Origin of the sequence: Nocardia coubleae NBRC 108252, assembly GCF_001612805.1 — a bacterium.
GTDB classification, from domain to species: Bacteria; Actinomycetota; Actinomycetes; order Mycobacteriales; family Mycobacteriaceae; genus Nocardia; species Nocardia coubleae.
Window position 1 is genome coordinate 110,240 of the sequence record NZ_BDBD01000001.1, and the last position, 22,545, is coordinate 132,784.

The 22,545-nt window shown below is 70.4% G+C and carries 20 protein-coding genes; 11 read left to right on the plus strand and 9 right to left on the minus strand.

All coding sequences use genetic code 11. The annotated features are described in order from the left end of the window. The 7 genes from NCO8_RS00570 to NCO8_RS00600 form a co-directional block, all read right to left on the minus strand. The gene (locus NCO8_RS00570) at positions 1-1,290 is read right to left on the minus strand and encodes a VWA domain-containing protein (RefSeq protein ID WP_067635448.1); all 1,290 of its coding nucleotides are present in this window, start codon (positions 1,288-1,290) and stop codon (positions 1-3) included. Continuing rightward, on the minus strand, positions 1,287-2,300 hold the full coding sequence (locus NCO8_RS00575; RefSeq protein WP_245655187.1) for a PP2C family protein-serine/threonine phosphatase: 1,014 nt from the start codon (positions 2,298-2,300) through the stop codon (positions 1,287-1,289). The genes NCO8_RS00570 and NCO8_RS00575 overlap by 4 nt, the downstream gene beginning before the upstream one ends. Then, positions 2,297-4,696, minus strand: a complete 2,400-nt coding sequence (locus NCO8_RS00580) for a serine/threonine-protein kinase (RefSeq protein WP_210739927.1) — start codon at positions 4,694-4,696, stop codon at positions 2,297-2,299. The genes NCO8_RS00575 and NCO8_RS00580 overlap by 4 nt, the downstream gene beginning before the upstream one ends. Beyond that, positions 4,693-5,862: a hypothetical protein gene (locus NCO8_RS00585; protein WP_067635451.1), complete on the minus strand. Its 1,170-nt coding sequence runs from the start codon at positions 5,860-5,862 to the stop codon at positions 4,693-4,695. Before NCO8_RS00585 ends, NCO8_RS00580 begins: the two co-directional genes overlap by 4 nt. Next, complete coding sequence (locus NCO8_RS00590; protein WP_084456292.1) at positions 5,859-6,827, minus strand: glutamate ABC transporter substrate-binding protein; 969 nt, start codon at positions 6,825-6,827, stop codon at positions 5,859-5,861. Before NCO8_RS00590 ends, NCO8_RS00585 begins: the two co-directional genes overlap by 4 nt. Positions 6,828-6,829: 2 nt before the next feature. After that, complete coding sequence (locus NCO8_RS00595; protein ID WP_245655188.1) at positions 6,830-8,101, minus strand: GlnX family signal transduction membrane protein; 1,272 nt, start codon at positions 8,099-8,101, stop codon at positions 6,830-6,832. Positions 8,102-8,267: 166 nt separating this feature from the next. Further along, positions 8,268-9,767, minus strand: a complete 1,500-nt coding sequence (locus tag NCO8_RS00600) for a flavin-containing monooxygenase (protein WP_067492246.1) — start codon at positions 9,765-9,767, stop codon at positions 8,268-8,270. A gap of 170 nt (positions 9,768-9,937) precedes the next feature. Here NCO8_RS00600 and NCO8_RS00605 point away from each other — a divergent pair, with 170 nt between their 5' ends. Then, on the plus strand, positions 9,938-11,089 hold the full coding sequence (locus tag NCO8_RS00605; protein ID WP_067635455.1) for an LLM class flavin-dependent oxidoreductase: 1,152 nt from the start codon (positions 9,938-9,940) through the stop codon (positions 11,087-11,089). 68 nt (positions 11,090-11,157) lie between these two features. On the opposite strand, the gene rox is transcribed toward NCO8_RS00605, so the two are convergent. Further along, positions 11,158-12,579 (minus strand): rifampin monooxygenase, encoded by a 1,422-nt coding sequence (rox, locus tag NCO8_RS00610; protein WP_067635457.1) that lies wholly within the window; start codon positions 12,577-12,579, stop codon positions 11,158-11,160. A gap of 509 nt (positions 12,580-13,088) precedes the next feature. Here rox and NCO8_RS00615 point away from each other — a divergent pair. The 5 genes from NCO8_RS00615 to NCO8_RS00635 all read left to right on the plus strand — a co-directional run bounded on the left by NCO8_RS00615 (position 13,089) and on the right by NCO8_RS00635 (position 16,965). Further along, a complete protein-coding gene (locus NCO8_RS00615) occupies positions 13,089-13,697 on the plus strand; it encodes an HAD family hydrolase (RefSeq protein ID WP_067635459.1) in 609 nt (202 codons plus the stop codon). Between the two features lie 65 nt (positions 13,698-13,762). Further along, positions 13,763-14,344 carry a class I SAM-dependent methyltransferase gene (locus NCO8_RS00620; RefSeq protein ID WP_067635461.1) on the plus strand — a complete coding sequence of 194 codons (582 nt, stop codon included), beginning with the start codon at positions 13,763-13,765 and terminating at the stop codon, positions 14,342-14,344. Positions 14,345-14,527: 183 nt separating this feature from the next. Next, positions 14,528-14,968 (plus strand): DUF4247 domain-containing protein, encoded by a 441-nt coding sequence (locus NCO8_RS00625; RefSeq protein WP_167353228.1) that lies wholly within the window; start codon positions 14,528-14,530, stop codon positions 14,966-14,968. A 42-nt stretch (positions 14,969-15,010) separates the two neighbouring features. Next, positions 15,011-15,436: a DUF350 domain-containing protein gene (locus NCO8_RS00630; protein ID WP_067492240.1), complete on the plus strand. Its 426-nt coding sequence runs from the start codon at positions 15,011-15,013 to the stop codon at positions 15,434-15,436. Further along, the gene (locus tag NCO8_RS00635; protein WP_067635465.1) at positions 15,436-16,965 is read left to right on the plus strand and encodes a polyamine aminopropyltransferase; all 1,530 of its coding nucleotides are present in this window, start codon (positions 15,436-15,438) and stop codon (positions 16,963-16,965) included. Before NCO8_RS00630 ends, NCO8_RS00635 begins: the two co-directional genes overlap by 1 nt. 374 nt (positions 16,966-17,339) lie before the next feature. Here the strand turns inward: NCO8_RS00635 and NCO8_RS00645 are convergent, their stop codons facing one another. Beyond that, positions 17,340-18,407, minus strand: a complete 1,068-nt coding sequence (locus NCO8_RS00645) for an NAD-dependent epimerase/dehydratase family protein (protein WP_067635469.1) — start codon at positions 18,405-18,407, stop codon at positions 17,340-17,342. Positions 18,408-18,528: 121 nt separating this feature from the next. Between NCO8_RS00645 and NCO8_RS00650 the strand changes: the two genes are divergently transcribed. The 5 genes from NCO8_RS00650 to NCO8_RS00670 all read left to right on the plus strand — a co-directional run bounded on the left by NCO8_RS00650 (position 18,529) and on the right by NCO8_RS00670 (position 22,522). Continuing rightward, positions 18,529-19,143: a TetR/AcrR family transcriptional regulator gene (locus NCO8_RS00650; protein ID WP_067635471.1), complete on the plus strand. Its 615-nt coding sequence runs from the start codon at positions 18,529-18,531 to the stop codon at positions 19,141-19,143. Between the two features lie 86 nt (positions 19,144-19,229). After that, positions 19,230-19,547: a nuclear transport factor 2 family protein gene (locus tag NCO8_RS00655; RefSeq protein WP_067492236.1), complete on the plus strand. Its 318-nt coding sequence runs from the start codon at positions 19,230-19,232 to the stop codon at positions 19,545-19,547. Then, positions 19,544-20,692, plus strand: a complete 1,149-nt coding sequence (locus NCO8_RS00660) for an alkaline phosphatase family protein (protein ID WP_084456267.1) — start codon at positions 19,544-19,546, stop codon at positions 20,690-20,692. Before NCO8_RS00655 ends, NCO8_RS00660 begins: the two co-directional genes overlap by 4 nt. A 139-nt stretch (positions 20,693-20,831) precedes the next feature. Beyond that, entirely contained in the window at positions 20,832-21,149 is a 318-nt protein-coding gene (locus NCO8_RS00665; RefSeq protein ID WP_067492235.1) for a hypothetical protein, read from the plus strand. A gap of 119 nt (positions 21,150-21,268) precedes the next feature. Next, positions 21,269-22,522, plus strand: a complete 1,254-nt coding sequence (locus NCO8_RS00670; protein ID WP_067635473.1) for a transcriptional regulator — start codon at positions 21,269-21,271, stop codon at positions 22,520-22,522. The last annotated feature ends 23 nt before the right edge of the window (positions 22,523-22,545 follow it).

Below are 22,545 nucleotides of genomic sequence, written 5' to 3' on the forward strand. Positions count from 1 at the left end.
TCAGGAACCCTCCGACCGCAATCGGGTGGTCTTGGTGGAGCGGATGTCGAGTGCGAGTTCGTCGGCGGCCGCGACCTGACCGCGCAGCTTCACCGTTCCGTCCTTCTCGTCGACCTCGACAACGGTGCGAAGCAGTTTGGCGGTCGACTCGTGTCCCGAGGCGGCGGCCAGTTCCACCGCGCGGCGCAATTTCGCGGTGGCCGTGGACAAGTCGCCCTCGCGGCGGGCGGCGAGACCCTCCTGAACGGCCTGGGCGAGTTCGACCTGGCCGGTGTAGTGGGCGACGCGGGTGCTGATCCTGGTCGACAGCGTGGAGTCGGTGGTCCACACCGCGCGGACCAGCCCCTGACCGAGCACGTCCTCACCCGCGAGCACGCTGAGGCGGGCCGCGAGCTTCTCCCGCCCGGGCGCGGCCGGTTCCAGTTCGATCTGCAGATGGTATTCGCGTTCCTCGGCCGCCCACGACGACAGCGGGTAGTCCCCCACCTGCGCACCGGAATCGGTACGGCGCCCGGTGAGGTCCTCCAGCACGGGTGCGACCTGCTTGACCATGCGCACCCGCGCGCCGGCCGGAGTCCACACGCGCAGGGTGAGTTCCGGGATCACCCGGGCCGCCGACGAGCGCATCATGGCGGCGAAATCGGCCGCCAGGTCCTTGGGATCGGCGACGATATCGGCGCCGCCGGACAGCTTCGAGGAGATCTTGTGCAGATCGGCCGCCGCCCAGTCGGCGCCGACACCACGGCAGTCGCAGACGAAAAGTCCTTCGGCGCGGTCGAGTTCGGTGGCCAGCTGCTCGGGGGTCTCGTGTTCGTTCTTGCCGTCGGTGAGCAGGATGGCGTGCGCCTGGGCACCCGGGTGCCCGGCGGCGACCTGGCGGGCAAGGGCGAGCCAGGACCCCATGGCGGTGCCGCCGTCGGGCCGCAACCGGTCGAGGGCCCGCTTGGCGGCGGTGCGGTGGGTGTGGTCGGCGGGCGCCGACAGCGCGCCGGTGGGGTAGATCATCCGCGCGGACTCGGTGCCCTCGATGATGGCGAAGGCGGTGCCGTCGGGGATCTCGTCGAGCGCGGCGCGGGTGGCGGTGCGCGCGTTCTCGAACTTGCGCTTGTGCCCCATCGAGCCGGAGCAGTCGATGATCAGGATCTCGAGCCGGGGCGGCGGGGTGGCGACGGCGGCCAGTTCGGGGCCGGTGGCGACGGTGAGCACCGCGTCCACCACGCTCGCACCCTCGGCGAGGAATTCGTTCTGGTCGACGGCGACCGAAAGGCCTGCGATATCAGGGGAACTCATGACACTCCTGGATCGGGTACAGCGGCGCGCGCGGGCACGGGGGCGAGCGCGACCGTGATGTTGTCGCTGCCGCCGCTGTCGAGCGCGAAGTCGGCCAGGGCGCGCGCCGCGGCCTGCGGGGTGGTCTCGACGGTGAACCCGGCCAGCGCGACCGGATCGGGCAGGTAGTTCCACAGCCCGTCGGTGCACAACAGCAGGGTGCCGGGTTCGGTGACGAGCATGCTCTGCAGGCAGTTCGCCGACCAGGGCGCCTCGCCGCCGTCGGCGCCGAGCCAGCGCAGCAGGGTGTGCGCGCGCGGGTCGCGCATGGCGGCTTCCTCGTCCATGGCGCCCGCGTCGACGAGGGCCTGGGCCCAGGAGTCGTCGACGCTGAGCCTGCGCGACGCCGTCGGATCGCCCGCGGCGAGCCAGAATGCCCGGCTGTCACCGACATTGGCGACGGTGATCTCGGTGCCCTCGGGGGTGTCGCGCAGGATCGCCGAGACGTAGGTGCACGAGGGCGCGTATTCGGGGGTGCGTGACATGCCGCGCACCGCGGCGACGGCGGTGGCCAGTCCGGCCATCACGGCGTCGGGGGCGGGGCGGCCGTCGGCGAGCGCGGCAAGCACCGCGTCGACGCCGGTGCGGGCGGCGGTGCCGGAGGCGGCCTGGGGGTCCTGGGAGGTCGAGACGCCGTCGCTGACGACGATCACCCGGACACCGTCACCGTCGCGCACGGCGGCGGCGACCGCGTCCTCGTTGCGGGAGTGGCTGATTCCGCGATCGGTGAGGATGTACACCGGGCCGAGGTCTTCCTCGAAGCGGTCCGGAACCGGCTTCGGGGTGCGGCACACCACGCACAGCCCGGCCTCGTAGCGCCGTTCCCCGCAGGTGGGGCACTGCGGCACCGTGACCGGGTCGTGCACCGGCAGGGCCGCCTTGCGCACTCCGAGTTCGCGACCGCAGCTCTCGCAGTACCGGTATCCCGCCCTGGCCGCGCCCGCGCAGTCCGGGCAGCCCGGGGCGGTCACAGCGTGGTCCTGGGGCGCACGTTGTTGGCCTGATCCACCAGCACGAAGCGGGTCCACATGTCGTCGGCTTCGCGCGCCAATGTCCGCAAGCATCGTTCCAACCCCGTCCGCACTCCCACTTCGGTGAATTCCACATCCAACAGCTTGCCTGGTGCACTCGGCCGCTGTCCCGACCGGATCCAGTTCAGTGCCGCCTCGAGCACGTGCATGCGCACCCGCGCGGTGCGCGCACGCGAGTCGAGGCGCAAGTGCTCGACCCGCTCCCCCGCCTCGCGCAACGCGGCTTCGTCCAGTTCGGCCGGACCACGTTCGGCCAGCAGCGTCTCCACGGCACGCACGCGGGCCTCGGTGTACATCGACGAGGTGCGTTCGACCTGGTCGAGTACCCGCAACGCACCGGCGCGGTCGCCGTCGGCGCGGCGCAACCGGGCGGCGCCGAAGGCCGCCGACAGATAGGTGTGGTCCGTGCACCAGACCAGGTCATAGAGGGCGAGCGCCTCGCGTGGCCGGTCGCCGTGCTCCAGCGCCACGGCCAGGGCGAGCTTGGGCGCGGGTTCGCCGGGCAGCGCCGCGTAGACGGCCTCGAAATCGGCTGCGGCACTGCCGTAGTCGCCCTTCAGCAGGGCGGCCTGAGCGCGGTACCACACCGTGCGCCAGTCGAAATCCAGCTCCAGCCCGGCGAGCCGGGCGAGGGCGGCGTCGGCGTCGCCCGCCTCGAGTTCGGCGCGCACGAGGCGCAACGGGATCTCCACCGATTCCCCGGCGCCGGTCACCACCGCGCGCAGGCCCGCGGTGAGTGCCTGCTCGAGTTCGGCGGGGGTCGCGGCGTCGGTGGTGGCCAGCAGCGCGGCGCCGCTGTCGCCCGGGTCGACGAGCGGCGCGGGCAGGGCGGCGACGACCGCGGCGGGTTCCGGTGTGGCGCTTTCGATTCCGAAGACGGCGCGGGCAGGACCGAAGGCGGCCGACATGCCGGGGCGCGGTACACCGTCCTCGGCGGCGAGGACCTCGCGCAGCACACCGGTGAGCTGGTCGGCCATCTCGCTCGTCGAGGCGAAGCGGGCCAGCGGATCGGGGTCGGTGGCGCGCAGCAGGAACCGGTACAGCGAATCGTGGCGGGCCAGCAGCGCTTCGGTGTCGGGCGTCGGCAGCGGTCCGAGGCGGCCGTCCACCGAGGGCACCCGCATCATCAGCACCGCGAGGGTTCGGCCGGCCGTGTAGATCTCGGTGGCCACGGTCGGGCCCGTTTCGGCGATCTCGGGGGCCTGGTAGCCCAGGGTGCCGTAGATCGGGGACGTGGTGTCGTCCATGGCGATCACGGCGCCGAGGTCGATGAGTTCGAGGCGTTCCTCGGTCTGCATCACGTTGTCGGGTTTGAAATCGCAGTAGGCCCAGCCGCGCGCGTGCAGATAGCCGAGGGCGGGCAGCATTTCCAGCACATAGGCGATGGCCCTGGCCGGCGGCAGGTAGGCGTTGTGCGCGGCGCGGTAGTCGCGCAGGATCTGTTTGAGCGAGGTGCCGCCCACATAGGCCATCACGATGTAGCCCACCGGTTCGCCGTCGGCGTCGGCGTGCTCGGTGAAGTTGTGGATCTTGACGATATTGGGGTGGTCCACCTCGGCGAGGAAGCGCCGTTCGGCCAGGGCGGCGGCCTGCGCGTCGCTGTCGCCGGTGTCGATGAGGCCCTTGAGCACCACCCAGCGGTCGTTGACGCGGATGTCGGTGGCCAGGTAGATCCAGCCGAGCCCGCCGTGCGCGAGGGCGCCTTCGACCTTGTACTGTCCGCCGACCAGGTCGCCGGGTTGCAGGCGCGGCACGAACGAGTAGCGGGTACCGCAGTGCGGGCAGAAACCGCTGGTGCGTCCCGGGATTCCGTCGTTGGTCCGGCCGACCGGTTTGTCGCATCGGCCGCAGTAGCGGTCGGATTCGGGGACCTTGGGGTCGGTGAGCACGGCCGACGCGGGATCCACGCGCGGTACCGGCGGCACCTCGACCAGTCCGGCGCCGAGCCGGCCGCGCGCCGTCGATCGGGCCGAGCCCGAGCGGGTGCGCACCGAACGGCTCGAGGTGCGGTTGGCGCTGATGGTCGCCGCCGACGGGCTGTGCACGGGGGCGCTGAGCGGGGCGGGCGCGGTGCCGCAGGTGTCGCAGTAGCCGTCGACGATCGTTCCGTCGCAGCCTGTTTCGGCGCAGAGTCCCGGCGCGGCCACCTTCGGGGCGGCACCGGTCGAGGTGCCGCCTGTCGGGGCAGGTGTTCGCCGGACGGCCGTGGTGTGGCCCGAGCGCCGGGGCGAGGTCGGCGCGGCGCCGTGGACGGCGACCGCCACGGGCGCGGTGCCGCAGACGGCGCAGTAGCCGTCCTCGATCACACCGCCGCAACCCGGTTCACTACAGATCATGCTGTCCGCCCCGCTTTCTCCCCGATGATCGAACGATAGTCGGCGACCGCCCGGGTGACGGCGGCCAGATCGCACGGTGTGCGCGTGAGCAGGCCGGCGGCGATGCGGTCGGCGGCGAGCACATCGCGTTCCTCGGCCACACCCAGGCGCGAGGCCTTGGCACGGTAGGCGGCGAGCCTGCCCTGCAGTTCGGCCCGCCGATCGAGCAGACCCTGTGCCAATTCCGTTCGGCGCGCGGTCTTGTCGGCCGCGGCGTCGGCACGTACGCGCAGGGCGAGGAGGTGTTCGACGGTCGAGCGGGTCGGTTCGTCGCCGAGGGTCGACAGCTCGGCCAGCAAGGTCGCCGCCGGCGCGCCACCTGGCGGCAGCGGTCCGGTGTGAACCTTGCGTTCGGCGCGGGCGGCGGTGTCGTCGGCGCGACGCTGTGCGTCGGCGAGGTCGATGAGCCGGGCCCGCAGCGCCGCAACGGACGCAGGGAGATCGGTTGCCACCGAAAGGTATTCGGCATTGCGGGCGGTTTCGGTCTCGATCAGCTCGGTGAGCGAGGCCAGTGCCGCGGCGATCTCACCCGGCGCGAAGCCGAGCGGATCGGTGCCCGCGCGGCGGAGCAGGGCGGCCAGGGGTTCGGTGGCGGCGGCCAAGGCGCCGTTGGCCTGCTCCACCCGCTGCTGCAAGGGCGCGAGGGCGCCGAGTACCTGCCGGTCGACGGCCTCGACCTCCTCGGCGAACGGCGCGACGAACGCGAAGGCGGCGCGCATGCGGTCGAGGCAGTCGGCGATCCCGACCGTCACCACGGTTTCGCTCGGCCCGGTGAGCCCGCGCTGCGCCAACGGCACCGGCACGCGGGCGATTTCGTGCGGACGCCCCCGCAGCAGGTCGGTGAGCCGGGCGCGGGCACGATCATCGATCCGGCCGCGCCCACGCACCGTCTCGGCCTCGGTGAGGATGGCGCGCACGCGGGCGAGGTCGTCGAAGAGCTCGCCGAGCGCCTTCTCCACCGGCGCCCATCGGCGCGCGGTCTCCCCCTCCGGCGGGTAGCGGCGCACCAGGGCGATGCCGGGGTGCCGGTCCAGCTCGAGCAGGGTACTGCTCACAGTCGCCAATTCCGCGGTGCGCCCGGCCAGTTCACGATCGATCTCGGCGGTGCCGAGTATCGGCGAACTCATCCGGCGTACCTGGGCGCGGGTGCGCCGGGTGAGGGGCCGAGCGCCGACAGATGCTGGGCGTAGATCCGTTCCCAGGTGCCGTCGCCGCTGATCCGTTCGAGCACGCCGTTGACGAAACGCACCAATTCGTCGCTGCCCTTGGGCACACCGACCGCGTAGGCCCCCGAACCGATGGGCGCACCGACGAGTTCGAGGTTGCGGTCCTGGGCGACCAGACCGGACAGGATCGGTTCGTCACCGCTGATCGCGTCGACGGTGCCCTGCTGCAGCGCGACGAGGCAGTCGGTCCAGTTGGTCACGCCGAGCACCGTCGGCGGGGTCGGCAGGGTGAACAGCGGCGCGGCCGCGGTGGTGCCCTTGGTGACGCACACCCGTTTGCCCGCCAGGTCGGCACCGGAGGCGATGCCGGCGCCGCGCGGTGCCGCGAAGCGTTGGGCCGCACGGTAGTACACGCTGGAGAAGTCGACGTCGCGGCGGCGTTCGCAGGTGGCGGAGAAGGTGCGCACGATCATGTCGACCTTGCGCTCCTGCAGCAACTGGATGCGGTCGGCGGCGGTCACCGAGCGCAACTCGATGCGGTCGGGGTCGCCGAACAGATCGCGGGCGATCTCGCGGGCCAGGTCGATGTCGAAACCCTCGAGCCGCCCGGTGGACGGATTGCGGAACCCGAACATGTAGGTGTTCTGGTCGACGCCCACCCGCAGCCTGCCGTTGGCGACGATGGCGGCCATCGCCGATCCGGCGGGCATCGCCCCCGGTCGCGGCTGGGCACGCGGCGCCAAGGTGGCCTCGGTATCGCAGGATCCGGTGCCCTCGGCGGTCGGTGCCGAGGTGATCGCCTCGGCGCCCGGCAGCGGTGGTGCGACGGCCGTGGCCTCGATCGACGACGGGGCGGGCGCGTCACCGCAGCCCGCGAGCAGGACGGCGGTCGCGGCGAGAAACAGCGCGAACCGGGAACGACGAATGCTCACAGGAACTCCTTCAACCGTGGCCACAGGCCCGTGACCACCGCACCGGCCGCGGCGAGCAGCAGGAGCAGGGTGCCGAAGGGGCTCAGCGTCAAGGCCGTTCGCGCGTCGTCGACGCCGTCACGCAGATCGGTGCGTGCCTGGGCGAGGGCGTCGCGCAGTTCGCTGTCGAGGCGGGTGAAGCTCGTGGCCGAGCTCTCGGGGCCGGTACCGATGGCCTGGGTGACCGCGCCGGTGAAGTCGGCCTTCTCGTAGGCGGTGCGCTGCGCGTTGTGTCCGGCGTTCCAATTCGTCAGCGCGCGTGCGGCATCGGAGTCGGCGGCACCGGCGGCGGCCAGGCGCTGTTCCAGGTCGGCGGTGTGGGTGCGGAAGGCGGCCTCGGGTGCGGTGATGTCGCCCCGGGTGATGAGGGCGAGGGTCTCGTCGGTGCGTGCCTGCTGGGCGAGGATGCGCGCGCCCGCCAGGTTCTCCACCCGCGCGCCCGCACCGGAGTCGCCGGTGTCGAGCAGCTGGGCGGCGGTGAGCGTCGAGCCGACAGTCCACAGCAGGGCGAGCGCGGCCGCCGCGGCCGCCAGGGCCACACCGGGGTTCACCAGGCGGTTGGTGCGGCGCAGCAGGATCACCGAGGCCACCGCGCAGGCGAGCAACACCAGCAGCAGCAACAGGATCGACGTCAGCGGCAGGGCGCCGATGCGCTGCTGATCGTCACGAACGGCGGCGAAGCGGGCCTCGTTGAGCTGCTCGGCGTGCGGCAGCAGGGAGTTCTGCATGAGGTCGGAGGCCTGCCGCAGATAGGCCGAGCCGACCGGGAAGCCCTGGCGGTTGTTGGCGCGCGCGGTTTCCACCAGCCCGGTGTAGGTGGGCAGGTCGGCGGCGATGCGGGCCACGATCGCCCTGGTCTTGGTGTCGGTGGCGCCTGCCGTCGCCTCGGCGAGGGCGGCGGCGGCCTCGGCGAGCGCCTGCTCGTAGGTGTCGCGCACCTGCGGTGATTCGATGCCGCCGGACAGGAACGCGGTGGCGGCGCCCGCGTCGGCGGCCGAGAGCGACACGTAGAGGCTCTGCGCGGCGAAGGCCAGCGGTTCGGTGCGATCGAGCACCTGCTCGGAGCGGACGATCTTGGCGTCGAGCTGTTGTCCCGCAGTCGATCCCGCGATCAGACAGGCCAGGGTGGTGAGGACGAGGACAACCCCGATAACCCCCGGTGTCGTCGCGGCGAACCGCCGCAACCACGTCCCCGCGTCACGGATGGTCGCCGGTAGGCGAGATCCCACACCGTCCTCCTCACTTCTCCCCGGGCGGTGTCTTCGATCGCGATCCTACGGGAGCCGCGGATAATTCGCCCGCGCGCGGGAAAGGCGCTCGCGCAACCCGATTCACCAGGGAAAAGCGACGGGCCCGCCGCACCTTCCGGTGCGACGGGCCCGTGTGTTCGGCCGGTCAGGCGCTGGCGACCTGCTCGTCGGGTCGGGCGGCCGAGCGGGTCTTGCTGAACCGCAGCACACCGTCCTCGATGGGCGCCTTGTGCATGAGCGTGCGGTCGCGGTAGTAGTTGTTCACCAGCTTCCAGGCACCACGCTTGCCCTGGCGCGGCATCTCACCGTTGCCGCGCTGGATGTAGCCCGAGGTGAGGGCGCCACCCATCAGCGACTCGTCGGCGTAGTCCTCCGGATCGGCGTGCACCTCGAAGGTGCTGTAGCCCCGGTCGCGCATGATGTTGAGCACCCGGCACAGGTAGGCGGCGGCCAGGTCGGCCTTCAGCGTCCAGGAGGCGTTGGTGTAGCCGATGATCATCAGGAAGTTCGGGATGTCTGAATACAGGACGCTCTTGTAGGCGACCGTCTCGTTCATCTTCACCGGGTTGCCGTCGATGCTCATGGTCGCACCGCCGAGGATCTGGACGTTGAGACCGGTGGCGGTGACGATGATGTCGGCCTCGAGCTCCTGGCCCGACTCGGTCAGGATGCCCTTCTCGGTGAACTTCGCGATGCGGTCGGTGACGATGTCGGCCTTGCCGCTCTTGAGCACCTTGAACAGGTCACCATTGGGGACCACGCACAGGCGCTGATCCCACGGGTTGTAGCTGGGGGTGAAGTGGCGCAGATCGACCTTGTTGCCGAGCTGCAGGCGCACCTGGGCCAGCATCAGCTTCTTGGCCAGCTCGGGGTTGGTCCGCGAGAGCTGGAAGCTGGCGCGCTGCAGGGCGATGTTGCGGGCGCGGCCGATCTTGTAGGCGATCGAATCGGGCACCCGGGTCTTCTTGAACCCGATGGCGACCGGGTCGTCCGACGGCAGCGCCTGGATCCAGGTGGGCGAACGCTGCAGCATGGTGACGTGGGCGGCCTTGTCTGCCATCGACGGGATCAGCGTGATGGCGGTGGCGCCGGAACCGATGACAACGACCTTCTTACCGGTGTAGTCGAGGTCCTCGGGCCAGTGCTGCGGGTGCACGATCTGTCCCTGGAAGTCGGCCTCGCCGGGGAACTCGGGCCGGTAGCCCTTGTCGTAGTTGTAGTAGCCGCTGGCGCCGACGACGAAGTTCGCGGTCCAGGTCTCGGTCTCACCGGTGGCCTCGATCAGGGCGGTGACGGTCCACTGCGCGGCGTCGCGGTCGAAGGCCAGGTGCACGACCTTGCGGCCGAAGGTGATGTGGTCGGTGACGCCGTATTCCTTGGCGGTGTCCTCGACGTACTGACGGATGCTCGCGCCGTCGGCCAGCACCTTGGTGCCGATCCAGGGGCGGAAGCCGAAGCCGAAGGTGAGCATGTCGGAGTCGGAGCGGATGCCGGGGTACTTGAACAGGTCCCAGGTGCCACCGATGTTCTCGCGGCGCTCGAGGATCGCGTAGCTGCGTCCGGTCTGCTCGCGAATGAGGTGACAGGCCGTGCCGATTCCGGACAGGCCAGCGCCGATGATCAGTACGTCGACATGCCGCGTCATTGAGGAAACTCGTTTCGTAGGGTCGTCGCCGCCCGGGCACCGTCGCCCGAGCCTGCCACGAGGTTACGTGTTTCGCATGGTTACGTCTAGTTCCGTGCGGCGGGTGGGAGTTGTGCGCACGGTGAGCACAATGCGTGACCTCATCGGATGCGCCGGTCAGCATCGTTGCCATGAGTAAGCAAGCACTGTCGTTCCACTGGTTCCTGCCCACCTACGGCGATTCGCGGGGGTTGGTCGCGGGCGGGCACGGCAGTTTCATGTCCGGTGACCGGCCGGCCACCCTGCGCTATCTCAATCAGCTCACCGCGGCCGCCGAGGACAACGGATTCGCCGGCGTGCTCACCCCCACCGGGGCTTGGTGCGAGGACGCTTGGCTGACCACCGCGATGCTGGTGCAGACCAGCGAGACGCTCAAATTCCTGGTCGCCCTGCGGCCCGGCCTCGTCAGCCCCACCCTGGCCGCGCAGATGGCCGCGACCTTCCAGCGCCACTCCGGCGGCCGGTTGCTGCTCAACGTGGTCACCGGCGGTGAACCGAAGGAGCAGCAGGCCTACGGCGATTTCCTCGACAAGGAGCAGCGGTACGCCCGCACCGGGGAATTCCTGCACATCGTGCGTGAACTCTGGGAGTCGACCGAGCCGTTCACCTACACCGGCGAGCATCTGCGGGTGAACGAGGCGCTGCTCAGCGCGCGACCCGATCCGGTACCGCCGGTGTTCTTCGGTGGGTCGTCGGGTCCGGCGGGCCCGGTCGCGGCACGCTATGCCGACACCTATCTGACCTGGGGCGAACCACTCGACGCGGTCGCGAAGAAGCTGGACTGGATTCGTGGTCTCGCCGCGCTGGAGGGCCGGTCGGTCGACTTCGGGTTGCGCGTGCACGTGATCACCCGCGACACCGCCGCCGAGGCGTGGGCCGAGGCCGACCGGCTGCTCTCGGGCATCGCGCCCGGCGAGATCGAACGGGTGCAGGCGAGCCTGGCCCGCAGCGAGTCCGAGGGGCAGCGGCGGATGGCCCGGCTGCACAACGGACGCACCGACAACCTCGAGATCGCCCCGAACCTGTGGGCCGGTGTGGGCCTGGTGCGCGGCGGGGCGGGCACAGCCCTGGTCGGCTCCCACGCGGAGGTGGCCGAGCGGCTGCTCGAGTACGCCGCGCTCGGCATCGACCACTTCATCCTCTCCGGTTACCCGCATCTGGAGGAGGCGTACTGGTTCGGTGAGGGTGTGCTGCCGATCCTGGAACGGCAGGGGGTGTGGCGGCATCCGTCCCGGCCCGCCGCCCCACGGGTCGTCACCCCGTTCACCGCAGCGGCCCAGTGAGTCGGCCGGGCGCCTGGATCACCGATTCCGCCTGACCTACGGCGAAACTCCGTGCCCGGCACCGGGTATCAGGCGCGCGGCTCACCGAACCATCGAGTGAGGGCTTGGGCGAGGTCGTGGCGTCCGTCGCCGACCCAGGCGACGTGGCCGTCGGGACGGATCAGGGCGGCGGGTAGATCGACCGTGCCGTCCACGAGGTGATCGACCCGGTCGGCCCAGCCGGTCACCGACAACGCACCGGCCGGGTCGAGGAGCAGGGCACGACCGGCGTGCAGGCGGTCGTAGAGACTGCCCTGCGCGAGGTCGATATCGGGCAGGCGCCTGCCGAGCAGGTCGTGGCCGTCGCCCAGGTCGTAGCGGATGGCGGTGGCGATGATCTTCTCGATCAGGTGCCGGGTGACGCCCTCGAAGTCCATCAGTTCGGACAGGACGCGGCGCACCGCCTGGGCGCCGGGATCGAGCGAGACCAGAGTCATCTGCGCGCGGGTGTTGTCCAGGACGTCGGCGGCCACCGGGCGGCGTTCGGCGGCGTAACTGTCGAGCAGCCCTGCCGGCGCCCAGCCGTTGACCTCGGCGGCGAGCTTCCAGCCGAGATTCACCGCGTCCTGGATACCCAGGTTCAAGCCCTGGCCGCCCAGCGGCGGGTGGATGTGGGCGGCATCGCCCGCGAGCAGGACGCGGCCGCGGCGGTAGTCCTCGGCCAAGCGGGTGGCGTCGCCGAAGCGCGAGAGCCAGCGCGGTGTGTGCGCGCCGAGGTCGGTGCCCGCCGTGGCGATCAGCCGACTGCGGAATTCGTCGAATGTCGGCGGGACTGTGCGGTCCTCGGCTACTTCGTCGGCGGGCACGACCACGCGATAGAACCCGTCGCCGATCGGCGCGGCACCGAAGCGCAGCTGCGTCCGGCGCACCTCGGTGTTCACGGCCGACACCGTGTCGGACGTCGCGGTCAACCGCATCTCGCCGAGCAGGGTGTCGGCCCGGCTGGGTTCGCCGGGAAAGCCGATGCCGAGCAGCGAGCGCACCGTGCTGCGGCCACCGTCGCAACCGACGAGGTAGCGCGCGGCGAGGGTGGAGCCGTCGGCCAGTTCGGCGGTCACCGCATGCTCGTCCTGGGTGAGGCCGACCAGTTCGGTGTCGCGCCGGATCTCGGCACCCAGGGCCACGGCGTGCTCGGTGAGCAGGCGTTCGGTGACGGGCTGCGGGAGGCCGAGTACGAACGGGTAGGTGGTGTCCAGGCCGGTGGGCTGAGGTTTCGCGATGCCGGCGAAATAGCCGCCGAGCGGGTGGCGCGAGCCCAGTGCGAGGAACCGGTCGACCAGGCCTCGCTGGGCGAGTACCTCGAGGCTTCGGGCGTGCAGGCCCAGAGCACGCACGACCGGGGTCGGTGCCGGATCCCGGTCGAGAACGACCACCCGCACGCCCTGCAACCGGAGCTCCCCGGCCAGCATCATCCCGGTCGGACCCGCGCCCACGACAATGACGTCGATCATCAATCCACCTCTGTTTCCGCTGGTCACACACTCAGGCAGGCGATTGTGCAGGACGACCGGGGGCTTGTGGCAAGACCCGGGGTGCGCTATATGTTGAGAGTGGCAGGGAGTGTTTCGACCTCCTTGCCATTGTTTTTCTCCGAGCACCTTCCCCTCGCGCGATGTGCGCTGAACCGAGATCGATCGGGCATCCCGCTCACGCGGTGGTAGGCACGATCATGGCCGGAATATTGCACTCGATGCATGACTGCACGCGATGTGAGTAACCGAGGATTCCGCAAGCGCGGCGAAGGCGAATTCGCCCCGACCTGCACGATCACGACCCTCGCCGTACTCGAGGTTATCCGGCTGCCACTGCTTGCCCGCACGCCGTGCACCGCGCATTCCCTCTCCCCCAAGCGATTTCGGCACCGAGTGCAGCGGCGGTTCCACGTGAATCAGGGCTCTACCGGCGGTTTCGCGCCGATGCCTGATCGGTCGTCCAGCGCGGCGGCGATACGCTCGGCGACGTGACCATCACCGTCGGCTTCGACCTGGACATGACGCTCATCGACTCGCGGCCGGGTGTGGCCGTGGCGATCGACACGCTCGCGCAGGAGTTCGACCTGCCGATGATCGGCGCGCGTTTCGCCGAGCACCTCGGCCCGCCGCTGGCCACCCTGCTCGGCGACGCGGGCGCACCCGACGACCTAGTCCCGCATCTGGTCACCCGGTACCGCGAGCTGTATCCGGATGTCATCGCGAGCATCCCGGCCCTGCCCGGCGCGGGCGACGCGCTCGAAGTCGTTCGGGCGGGCGGCGGGCGAGCCCTAGTCGTCACCGGCAAATACGAACCGCACGCCCGTCTACATGTGGAACATCTGGGGTGGGACGTGGACCGGGTGGCGGGAGATCTGTGGTCCACCGGGAAGGCGGCGGTGCTCCGTGCGGAATCGGCGTCGATCTTCGTCGGCGATCACGCCGGTGACATGCGCGGAGCGAAGGCGGCCGGTGCGTTCGCGGTCGGTGTGACCACCGGCCCCTACGATGCCGACGGACTGCGCGCGGCCGGCGCCGATGTCGTGCTCGACGGCCTCACCGGATTCGCCGACTGGCTGGCCGGTCACACCGCCACCTGATCCGCGAAAACGCCTGTGCGGTGATCCTTTCGGAACCCTGTGGGCCGCGCGGGCGTTGACCGGTCATGTCGACGGACCCCTACTGGAACCACAACACGCACTACCACCCCTGGCTGCTCGAACAGGTGCCCGCGCACGCCCGCACCGCCCTCGATATCGGGTGCGGCGACGGCCTGCTCGCCCGCAAACTCGCCACCCGCTGTGATGCGGTGCTCGGCATCGACATCGACCCCGAGGTCATCGCGAACGCACCGTCGACACCCCACGTGCACCTGGACAAGGCCGACTTCCGCGACCTCGACGACACCTTCGACATGGTGACCGCCGTCGCCACCCTGCACCACGTCCCCGTCCGCGAAGGCATGGCGGCGCTACGCGACCTCGTCGCCCCCGGCGGCACACTCGCGGTGGTCGGGCTCTGGAAGATGCACCCGCTCACCGACATCGGCTACCTCCCGCTGATACCGGTCGTCTGGGCCACCGACCGTCGCCACCGCCGCGAAGCAGGCGGACCGAACGCGACGATCCGGGATCCCGAGGAGACGCTCAGCGAAATCCGGCGGGCCGCCGAGGAATTCCTGCCCGGTGCGCAGATCCGCCGCCGCCTGCTGTGGCGATACACGCTGCTGTGGCAACGACCCCGCTGACCCCGCCGATCCCCTCACCGCACACGGTCCGGTAGCCCGCTGTGATCTGAATCGCAGTTGCTCAACTCCCCACGGTCGGCGGCGCGAACCCGGTGATACAGTCCGGCCAGTTTTTCGACGGGGAGGGATTCTCATCAGCACAACGCCGACAGTTCTGTGGCGCACCGGTTTCGGGGTGCCACGGTGACCCGGACAAGATGGATCGTGGTCGGCATCCTGGCCTCCGTGGTCGCGGTGATCGTCGCGGTGGTCACGGTCGTCGCGGTGACCGGGCCGCAGGACCCGCGCGAGTTCGTCGCCGAGAAGTACCAGCGTGCCCGCCAGCTCGACCAGGCCAACGACGGCCTCGCCTTCACCACGGCCGCCGCGCCCGCCGCGGTCGCGGCCGCCATCGCCAAGGCCACCGAGCCGCGCGACCGCCGCAATACCGGCGACAACCACTATCTGCGGTTCGACAAGGACCTCGTCGCGGTGTCGCCGCACGCGGGCGGCTCGCTCGTGCTGGTCGACAGCTGGGCCAACGGCACGCGCCGTCATCACTCGCACACCAGCACCTACGGCTGGACCAGCGGTTCCGCGGCGGGTGACTACCGCGGTGGCGGCAGCGACAGCGGCGGCAAGTAGTTCATTCGGGGCATCTCGCCTCACAAGCACAGGAGGACACTCATGCTCGCCGAACTGGGGGCGGACGCGGGCGCCGCGCTCGCCTATTCCGCGGTGGGAATCGTGTTGATGGCCGTCGGATTCGGGCTCGTCGACCTGCTCACACCCGGTGATCTGCGCGCTCAGATCTGGATCGAACGCAACCGCAATGCCGCGACCCTGCTCGCCTCGAACCTGTTCGGCACCGGCATCATCGTCGCCACCGCCATCTGGACCTCCGACGGGGAGATCGTGAAGGCGCTGCTGGCGAGCGCGGTGTACGGCGTGATCGGGCTGGCCGCGATGGCGTTGGCGTTCGTGCTGCTCGACGCGCTCACCCCCGGTGATTTCCGGACCGTTGTCGCCGATCCCGAACCGCACCCGGCGGTCTGGGTGACGGCATCGGCCCATGTCGCCGTCGCGCTGGTGGTGGCCGCGGGCCTCACCTGATGCCCACCCACCGCCTGGCGCGGGCGGCGCTGCTGGCGACGGTATTCGTCTGCGCCGCCTGCGGTCTGGTGTACGAGCTGTCGCTGGTGACCCTCGGCAGCTATCTGATCGGTGACACCGCCGCGCAGGCCTCGATCACCCTGAGCGTGATGGTGTGCGCGATGGGAGTCGGTGCGCTCCTCGCCAAACCGTTGCGCCCGCATGCCGCCGCCGCGTTCGTCGCGGTGGAGCTGGCGCTCGCGGTGATCGGGGGGTTGTCGGTGGCGGCGCTCTACGCCAGCTACGCCTGGCTCAACGTGTACACCGCCGCGCTCGTCGTGGCGGCGGCGGTGATCGGGATGCTCGTCGGCGCCGAGATCCCGCTGCTGATGGAGCTGTTGCAGCAGGTGCGCAAGCAGGAGGCCAGCAGCGCGGTGGCCGACCTGTTCGCCGCCGACTATGTCGGTGCGCTGCTGGGTGGCCTGGCGTTCCCGTTCCTGCTGCTGCCGGTGTTCGGGCAGATCCGCGGCAGCCTCGTGGTGGGTGTGGTGAACGCGATCGCCGGTCTGGCGTTGGCGTTCTTCTTCTTTCGCGACCGGATGACCCGCGCCGCCCGGCACACATTGATCGCCACCACCGCCGTCGTCGCCTGCGGCCTGTCGAGCGCCTACCTGTACGCCGACCGTTTCGAGGCCACCGCGCAGCAGGCACTGTTCGCGCATCCGATCGTGTGGCAGACCCGCACGCCGTATCAGCAGATCGTGCTCACCGAGTCGTTCTCGCCGTTCGCCACCACCGACACCCGGCTGTTCCTCAACGGCGGCCTGCAGTTCTCCTCCGTCGACGAGTACCGCTACCACGAGGCGCTGGTGCATCCGGTGCTCGCCGGGTCACGTCGCTCGGTGCTCGTGCTCGGCGGCGGCGACGGGCTCGCGCTGCGTGAGATCCTGCGCTACCCCGACGTGGAGCGGGTGACGCTGGTCGAGCTCGACCCGGCGATGGTGGAGCTGGCCCGCACCGACGACCGGCTCACCGAACTGAACCGGCACGCCTTCGACGATCCGCGCGTGCGGGTGGTCAACGCCGACGCCTTCAACTGGTTGCGCGGTGCGCCAGGGCTTTTCGACGCGGTGATCGTCGACCTGCCCGACCCCGACCAGACCTCGGTCGCCAAGCTGTACTCGCAGGAGTTCTACGCGATGACCGCGAACGTCCTGGCGCCCGGCGCCCGCCTGGTGGTGCAGTCCGGTTCCCCGTTCTTCGCGCCACGCTCCTTCTGGACCATCGACGCCACCCTGCGCTCTGCCGGACTGCACACCACCCCGTTCCACGTGGATGTCCCCAGTTTCGGTGACTGGGGCTTCGTCCTCGCGGCGATGAACGAGTCCCCGACCCCCGCCCTGCGCTCCCCCACTCCCCTACGCTCCCTGGACGAGACAACCCTCACCGCCGCCACCGTCTTCCCCCCGGACCGCCGCCCGAAAGACCCTCAGGTCTCCACCCTCATGCACCCGGTGATCCTCGACCTCCAACGCCAGGAATGGCGCTGAACCCGGTTCAACCGCAGGCCAATTGGGTTCCCGTGACGGCCAAGACCAGTACCGCCACCGAAGTCGACAGTGCCCGTCCCTGTTGCCGCATACGCCGTCCGAGACGGTTGATCTGGGCACCCGCGCCCGTCGCCACAGCGCGCACCGCAGCACCGACACTCAGCGCGGCCGACGCCGGCCCGCGTCGCGCCCGGCGGTACCCCTCGACCAGCGCTACGGACCGCAGACGGCCCCCGAATACGGACGCGGCGTCCACGCGCCGCGACGCAGATCCCGCGCCTTCTTCGCCACCCGCGCGGCGGCGCCGAGTCCGTCGGAACGCACCGACGAGGGTCAGGATCAGAGCGGTGATGAGCATCGTCTTCCTCTCCCGCTCAACGTGTTCCGGCCGGAACGGCGGGTGCTGATCGACGCTTGCCCGGTGCGGTGACGACGCCGAAGGCGATCAGGCTGTCGGCGGTGTCGCGGACCGTCTGTTCCACCGGGCGCATGGTCCAGCCGAGTTCGCGGCGAGCCTTCTCGGCGCTCACCCGTTCGGCACGGCCGAGGACCGGCACGGTGAGGCGAACGGTCTTGTCGAAGCGGGCGACGAGGCGGACCAGGGCGTTGGGCAGTACCCGCGTCGGCACGCGGAAGCCCTGGGGGCCGAAGTCGCGGGCGAGCAGGCCGGCCAGCTCCGCCATCCACAGCGGCTCGCCGCCGCAGATGTACCGGTTGCCCGCCGCCGCAGGGACTTCCATGGCGAGGCGGTGGGCAATGGCGAGGTCGCGCACGTCGACCGGGGACCAGCCGGTGCGCACCGAACCCGGCACGTCGCGGGCCAGCAGGCGCTGGATCGGTGCGTGCGAGGTGCTGGTTCGTGGCTCGAGCAGCGGCCCGAGGATCATGCCCGGGTTCAGCACAACCAGTTCGAGATCGCTGGTGTCGCCGAGGGATTCGACGTACTCCCAGGCGGCGCGTTCGGCGAGGGTCTTGCTCTTCTGGTAGGCGGGAATCCGGTCGACGACCGACCAGTCGTTCTCGGTCCGCACGTCGTCGTTGCCGTGGCCGTAGGCGACCGCCGCCACCGAGGAGGTGAGCACGACCCGCCGCACCCCGGCCGCGGCCGCCGCACGCAGCACCCGGAGTGTGCCCTGCACGGCGGGCTCGATGAGGTCGCGCTCGTTCTCCGGCGGACTGTCGGGGAACGGGGAGGCGACGTGCAGCACGGTGTCGCAGCCGGCCACCGCCTCGGCCCACCCGGCATCGTCGTCGAGCGTCGCGGCGGCGAATTCCAGCTCGCCACCGGTGCGGCGGGCCAGCTCGGTGAGGTGGGCGCGCTTGGCGGTGGCGCCCACATCGCGCACGGTGCCGCGCACGGCGTATCCGTGCTCGAGCAGTTCGGCGATGCAGTGGCCGGCGACGAAGCCGGTGGCGCCGGTGACGAGAACCCTTGCGGTCATGGTGTTCTTCCGTTCCCTCGGAGGAGCCCACCCATCTGAGCGGTGCTCAGATAATCTAAGCACCGCATAGATTTGCTGTCCAGTGCCTATTTTCCCGGGCGCGTCGCCTAGGCTCGGAGGGGTGAAGCGCACCAGTTACCACCACGGCGACCTGCGAGCCACCCTGATGGCGGCCTGCCTGCGCCTGATCGAGAGCGAGGGGCTCGCGGCGGTGAGCCTGCGCCGGGTCGCGCGCGAGGCCGGGGTGAGCAGCGGCGCGCCCTATCACCACTTCGCCGATCGCGCCGCGCTCCTGTCGGCGCTGTCGGTCGACGGTTTCCAGCGCCTTGCCGAGGAATTGATCGCCACGCGGGCGCAGGCGAGCAGCCCGCTGGCCGCGCTCACCGAACTCGCCGCCACCTATGTGCGGTTCTCCCGGGAGAATCCGGCCCTGTTCCGGCTGATGTTCCGGCCCGAATTGTCCCAACCGGACAAGCATCCCGACGCCGCGCACGCCGGTGACACCGCCTTCGGCGTGCTCGCCGACACCGTCACCGAATGTGTCGCCGCCGGACAGCTTCCCGCGAACCAGGCCGACACGCTGGCCGTGGCGTGGTGGAGTCTCGGCCACGGACTGGCCTCGCTGTGGCTCGACGGCCACCTCGAAAAGCGCAGTGAACAGCTGGGAACCAACGCGCCCGACCTCGTCGACGAGATCATGCGCGCCTTCACCGCGCTCGTCGCCACACGCACCTGAAAATTTTGCGGTGCGGGGTGTGCGAGCGGCCCTAGAGTGGGTAAGGCTGTTCTACCCAGTGCGCCCGAACACGAGCAGGAGGCCCGATGGCTGAGACTGTGAAACTCGATCCCGCGGTCGAGGCGTTCGTCGACGCGCTCAACGCCCAGGACACCGACCGCTTCTACGGCGTGCTCGCCGAAGACGCCACCATGTCCGACGACGGCGTGGAACGCAACCTCGCGCAGTGGACCGAGGCCGAGATCTTCAGCGCCAACGGGCATCTGGAGATCGACACGGTGGAAGCCGACGGACTCGAGTTCACCGCCGACTACACCAACAGCCGGTGGGGTTCCATGCGCACCACCTGGCGATTCGATGTGCGCAACGGCCTCATCAGCCGCTTCGAGACCGGACAGGCGTGAACGAACTTCTCCTCCCGCGTTACGGCCACGCGTCACTGGCCGACCTGCTCCCCTCGATCCTGGCCTGCCTCGGCGTGCCCGGCGAGCACGACCGACTCGGTCTCGAGCTGGATGTCGATCATGTGTGCGTGCTACTCGTCGACGGGCTGGGTGCCACCGCTCTGGACGCCGAAAGCGCTGCGGCGCCGTTCCTTTCGGGGTTGCCCGCGGCCACCCTCGATGCCGGGTTCCCCAGTACGACGGCGACCAGCCTCACCACCCTCGGCACCGGCCTGCCGCCGGGCGAACACGGCACCGTCGGCTACACCTTCCAACTGCCCGGGCAGGACCGCCTGTTCAACGGTCTGCGCTGGCAGCTCACCGGCGACGGGCCGAAACTCGACGCGATCGCCGAGTTCCCACCGGAGCGAATCCAGCCGCACCGCACCACCTTCGAACGCGCGACCGCCGCGGGCATCGCGGCCGTCCAGGTGGCACCGAGCTACCAGGACGGCTCGGGTCTCACCCGCGCCGGCTGGCGCGGTGGCGGATTCCGGACGGCTTTCTCGGTGGGCGACCTGGTCGACGGTGTGCTCTCCGCGCTCGGCTCGGCACCGAAAACCCTTGTCTACACCTATCATTCGGATCTCGACACCACCGGGCACGCGCGCGGCCCGCAGACCAGGGCTTGGCGGTTCGAACTGGCCAATGTCGACCGGATCGCGGCCGAGCTGGCAGGCAACCTGCCGCCGCGCTCGGCACTGATCGTCACCGCCGATCACGGCATGGTGCCGCTGGTGCACCGCATCGACTTCGACACCCACCCGCACCTCTCCGAGGGCGTGCGCGCGCTCGGCGGCGAACCGCGCGCCCGCCACGTCTACACCGAAGCGGGAGCCACCGAGCAGGTCGCCGACACCTGGACGAGCACGCTCGGTGACGAGTTCGTGGTGCGCACCAAGGCCCAGGTCATCGAGGCCGGGTGGTTCGGCCCGCGCGTGAATCCGGAGGTGGCGGCGCGGATCGGTGACCTCGTGGTGGTCGCCACCGGGACGAGCGGGGTGATCCGCAGCGGCGCCGAACCCCTGCAATCGCAGATGCCCGGCCATCACGGGTCGTTGACCGCCGACGAACTGCTCGTGCCGTTGCGAATCCACCGCAGCTGACCGCTGTGTTCGATGGTGCCGACTCTCGAGGTCCCGGCGTGGACACGCTCCGCTACCGCCTCCGGGCTCGCCGCGCTCGGCATCTAGTCTGAAGCGGACCCGGGCGAGTCGCACCGGGCGCGACCTTTCAGGAGGAACCATGCACGCCACCCGCAGCGGCGCCGTCGCGGTCGGACTCGCGGTGCTGGCGGCACTCGTGACCGGCTGCTCCGATGTCGAGCGCCTGCTCAACCAGGGCGGCGACACCCCCTGCCGCGACTACATCAACCAGGAGCCGGACACCAAGCGGATCACCATCACCAAGGCGATCAAAGAGCAGACGGGCAACGACAACGAACCGGCAGGCACCGTAGTCGACGCGATGATCGTGCAGGTCGATCTGCTGTGCGCGGGCCAGCGCAATATCGACACCCCCATCAAGAACGCCGATATCGCGGGCCTGTTCCTGAACAAATAACCGACCGCGCGTCAAGCCGACGCGACAGGGCACACCCCGGTGACCCGGTAGTCCGCCCGTAATCCCGGCCCACGCCGGTGGCACACCTGATAGACAGGAACAGCCACCGACGAGCAGGAGTGAACGTGGGCGCATCCGACGATCCGATTCCCGGATCGCCCAGGCCCGACGGGCTCGCGGATTATCGTGGCGCGATCGAGAAGCAATGGAACCGCCTCGCCGCCCCGTCGCGTCCACTGCAACTACCCCGCGACACCGGGCCCGTGCGCCGGGAGGTGGCCAAATCCTGGCAGCGTTCTCTGCACACCGTCGACCCGGCCCAGACCGTCGCCCCCGGGCTCGACGACATCAGCGGCCGCTGGCGGGAGTCACCGCTACGCAGGCCGGTCACCGAACTCGCGGGCCAATTGCGTGGTATCGCCGAGGATTCCGGCTACCTCGCCGTCGTCAGTGACGAATCGGGCACCATCCTGTGGACCGCGGGCGACCGCACCCTGCGCCGCCAGGGTGAGCAGGTGAACTTCGCGCCCGGCGGGGTGTGGGACGAAAGCCATATGGGCACCAACGGCCTGTCGCTCGCCCTGCACGACGACCGGGCCTGCACCGTGTTCTCCGCCGAACACCTGGTGGCCGCCCTGCACGGGTGGGTCTGCTATTCGGCGCCCATCCACGGACCCGACGGCCGCACCGTCGGTGTCCTCGATCTGTCCTCTACCTGGGAACGCTCGCACCCGATGGTGATGACCTCGGTACGCGCCCTCGTGACGGCCGTGGAGACCATGCTGCGCGCCGAGGCACCGACTCCCGTTCCCGGTGTCCGTCTCGAATGTCTCGGCGCGGCAAGGCTGCTGCGCGACGGCCGTCCCGTCCCCCTGCCGCCGCGCCAGCTCGAGATCCTCGCCCTGCTCGCCCTCGAACCCGACGGATACACCCCGGAACAGCTGCACGCCGCCGTCTACGGCGACCGCGCGGTATCGCTGAACACGCTCAAAGCCGATGTCTCCCATCTGCGCCGGGCGACAAGGGGCGAGATCACCAACCGCCGGTACATGCTCACCGGTGCGGTGTCGTGCGACGCGGTGGAACTGCTCGCGGCCATCGAGGGCGGCGACCTCACCTCGGCGCTGTGGCTGTATCGCGGACCGCTGCTACCCGGCTCCGATCTGCCCGGCGTGCACCAGTGGCGCGACCATCTCGATGTCGGCCTGCGCGACGCGGTGCTGGGCAGCGATCGTCCCGAGCACGCGGTGGCCTTCGGGCAGCGCTGCCCCGGCGATGTCGCCGTGCACGAACACGCCCTGCGACTGCTGCCGCGCGACGACGTCCGCCGGGCCGTCGTCACCGCTCGTCTGTACACCGCGCGCCAGGGCTGACCTGCGCGAACGGTACGACCAAC

What these genes read in the sequence shown, in the direction of transcription:
- NCO8_RS00570 (WP_067635448.1), bottom strand. Translation starts at nt 1,290, where the DNA reads ATGAGTTCCCCTGATATCGCAGGCCTTTCGGTCGCCGTCGACCAGAAC.
- NCO8_RS00665 (WP_067492235.1), top strand. Translation starts at nt 20,832, where the DNA reads ATGCACGCCACCCGCAGCGGCGCCGTCGCGGTCGGACTCGCGGTGCTG.
- rox (WP_067635457.1), bottom strand. Translation starts at nt 12,579, where the DNA reads ATGATCGACGTCATTGTCGTGGGCGCGGGTCCGACCGGGATGATGCTG.
- NCO8_RS00620 (WP_067635461.1), top strand. Translation starts at nt 13,763, where the DNA reads ATGTCGACGGACCCCTACTGGAACCACAACACGCACTACCACCCCTGG.
- NCO8_RS00580 (WP_210739927.1), bottom strand. Translation starts at nt 4,696, where the DNA reads ATGATCTGTAGTGAACCGGGTTGCGGCGGTGTGATCGAGGACGGCTAC.
- NCO8_RS00600 (WP_067492246.1), bottom strand. Translation starts at nt 9,767, where the DNA reads ATGACGCGGCATGTCGACGTACTGATCATCGGCGCTGGCCTGTCCGGA.
- NCO8_RS00635 (WP_067635465.1), top strand. Translation starts at nt 15,436, where the DNA reads ATGCCCACCCACCGCCTGGCGCGGGCGGCGCTGCTGGCGACGGTATTC.
- NCO8_RS00605 (WP_067635455.1), top strand. Translation starts at nt 9,938, where the DNA reads ATGAGTAAGCAAGCACTGTCGTTCCACTGGTTCCTGCCCACCTACGGC.
- NCO8_RS00630 (WP_067492240.1), top strand. Translation starts at nt 15,011, where the DNA reads ATGCTCGCCGAACTGGGGGCGGACGCGGGCGCCGCGCTCGCCTATTCC.
- NCO8_RS00655 (WP_067492236.1), top strand. Translation starts at nt 19,230, where the DNA reads ATGGCTGAGACTGTGAAACTCGATCCCGCGGTCGAGGCGTTCGTCGAC.
- NCO8_RS00585 (WP_067635451.1), bottom strand. Translation starts at nt 5,862, where the DNA reads ATGAGTTCGCCGATACTCGGCACCGCCGAGATCGATCGTGAACTGGCC.
- NCO8_RS00645 (WP_067635469.1), bottom strand. Translation starts at nt 18,407, where the DNA reads ATGACCGCAAGGGTTCTCGTCACCGGCGCCACCGGCTTCGTCGCCGGC.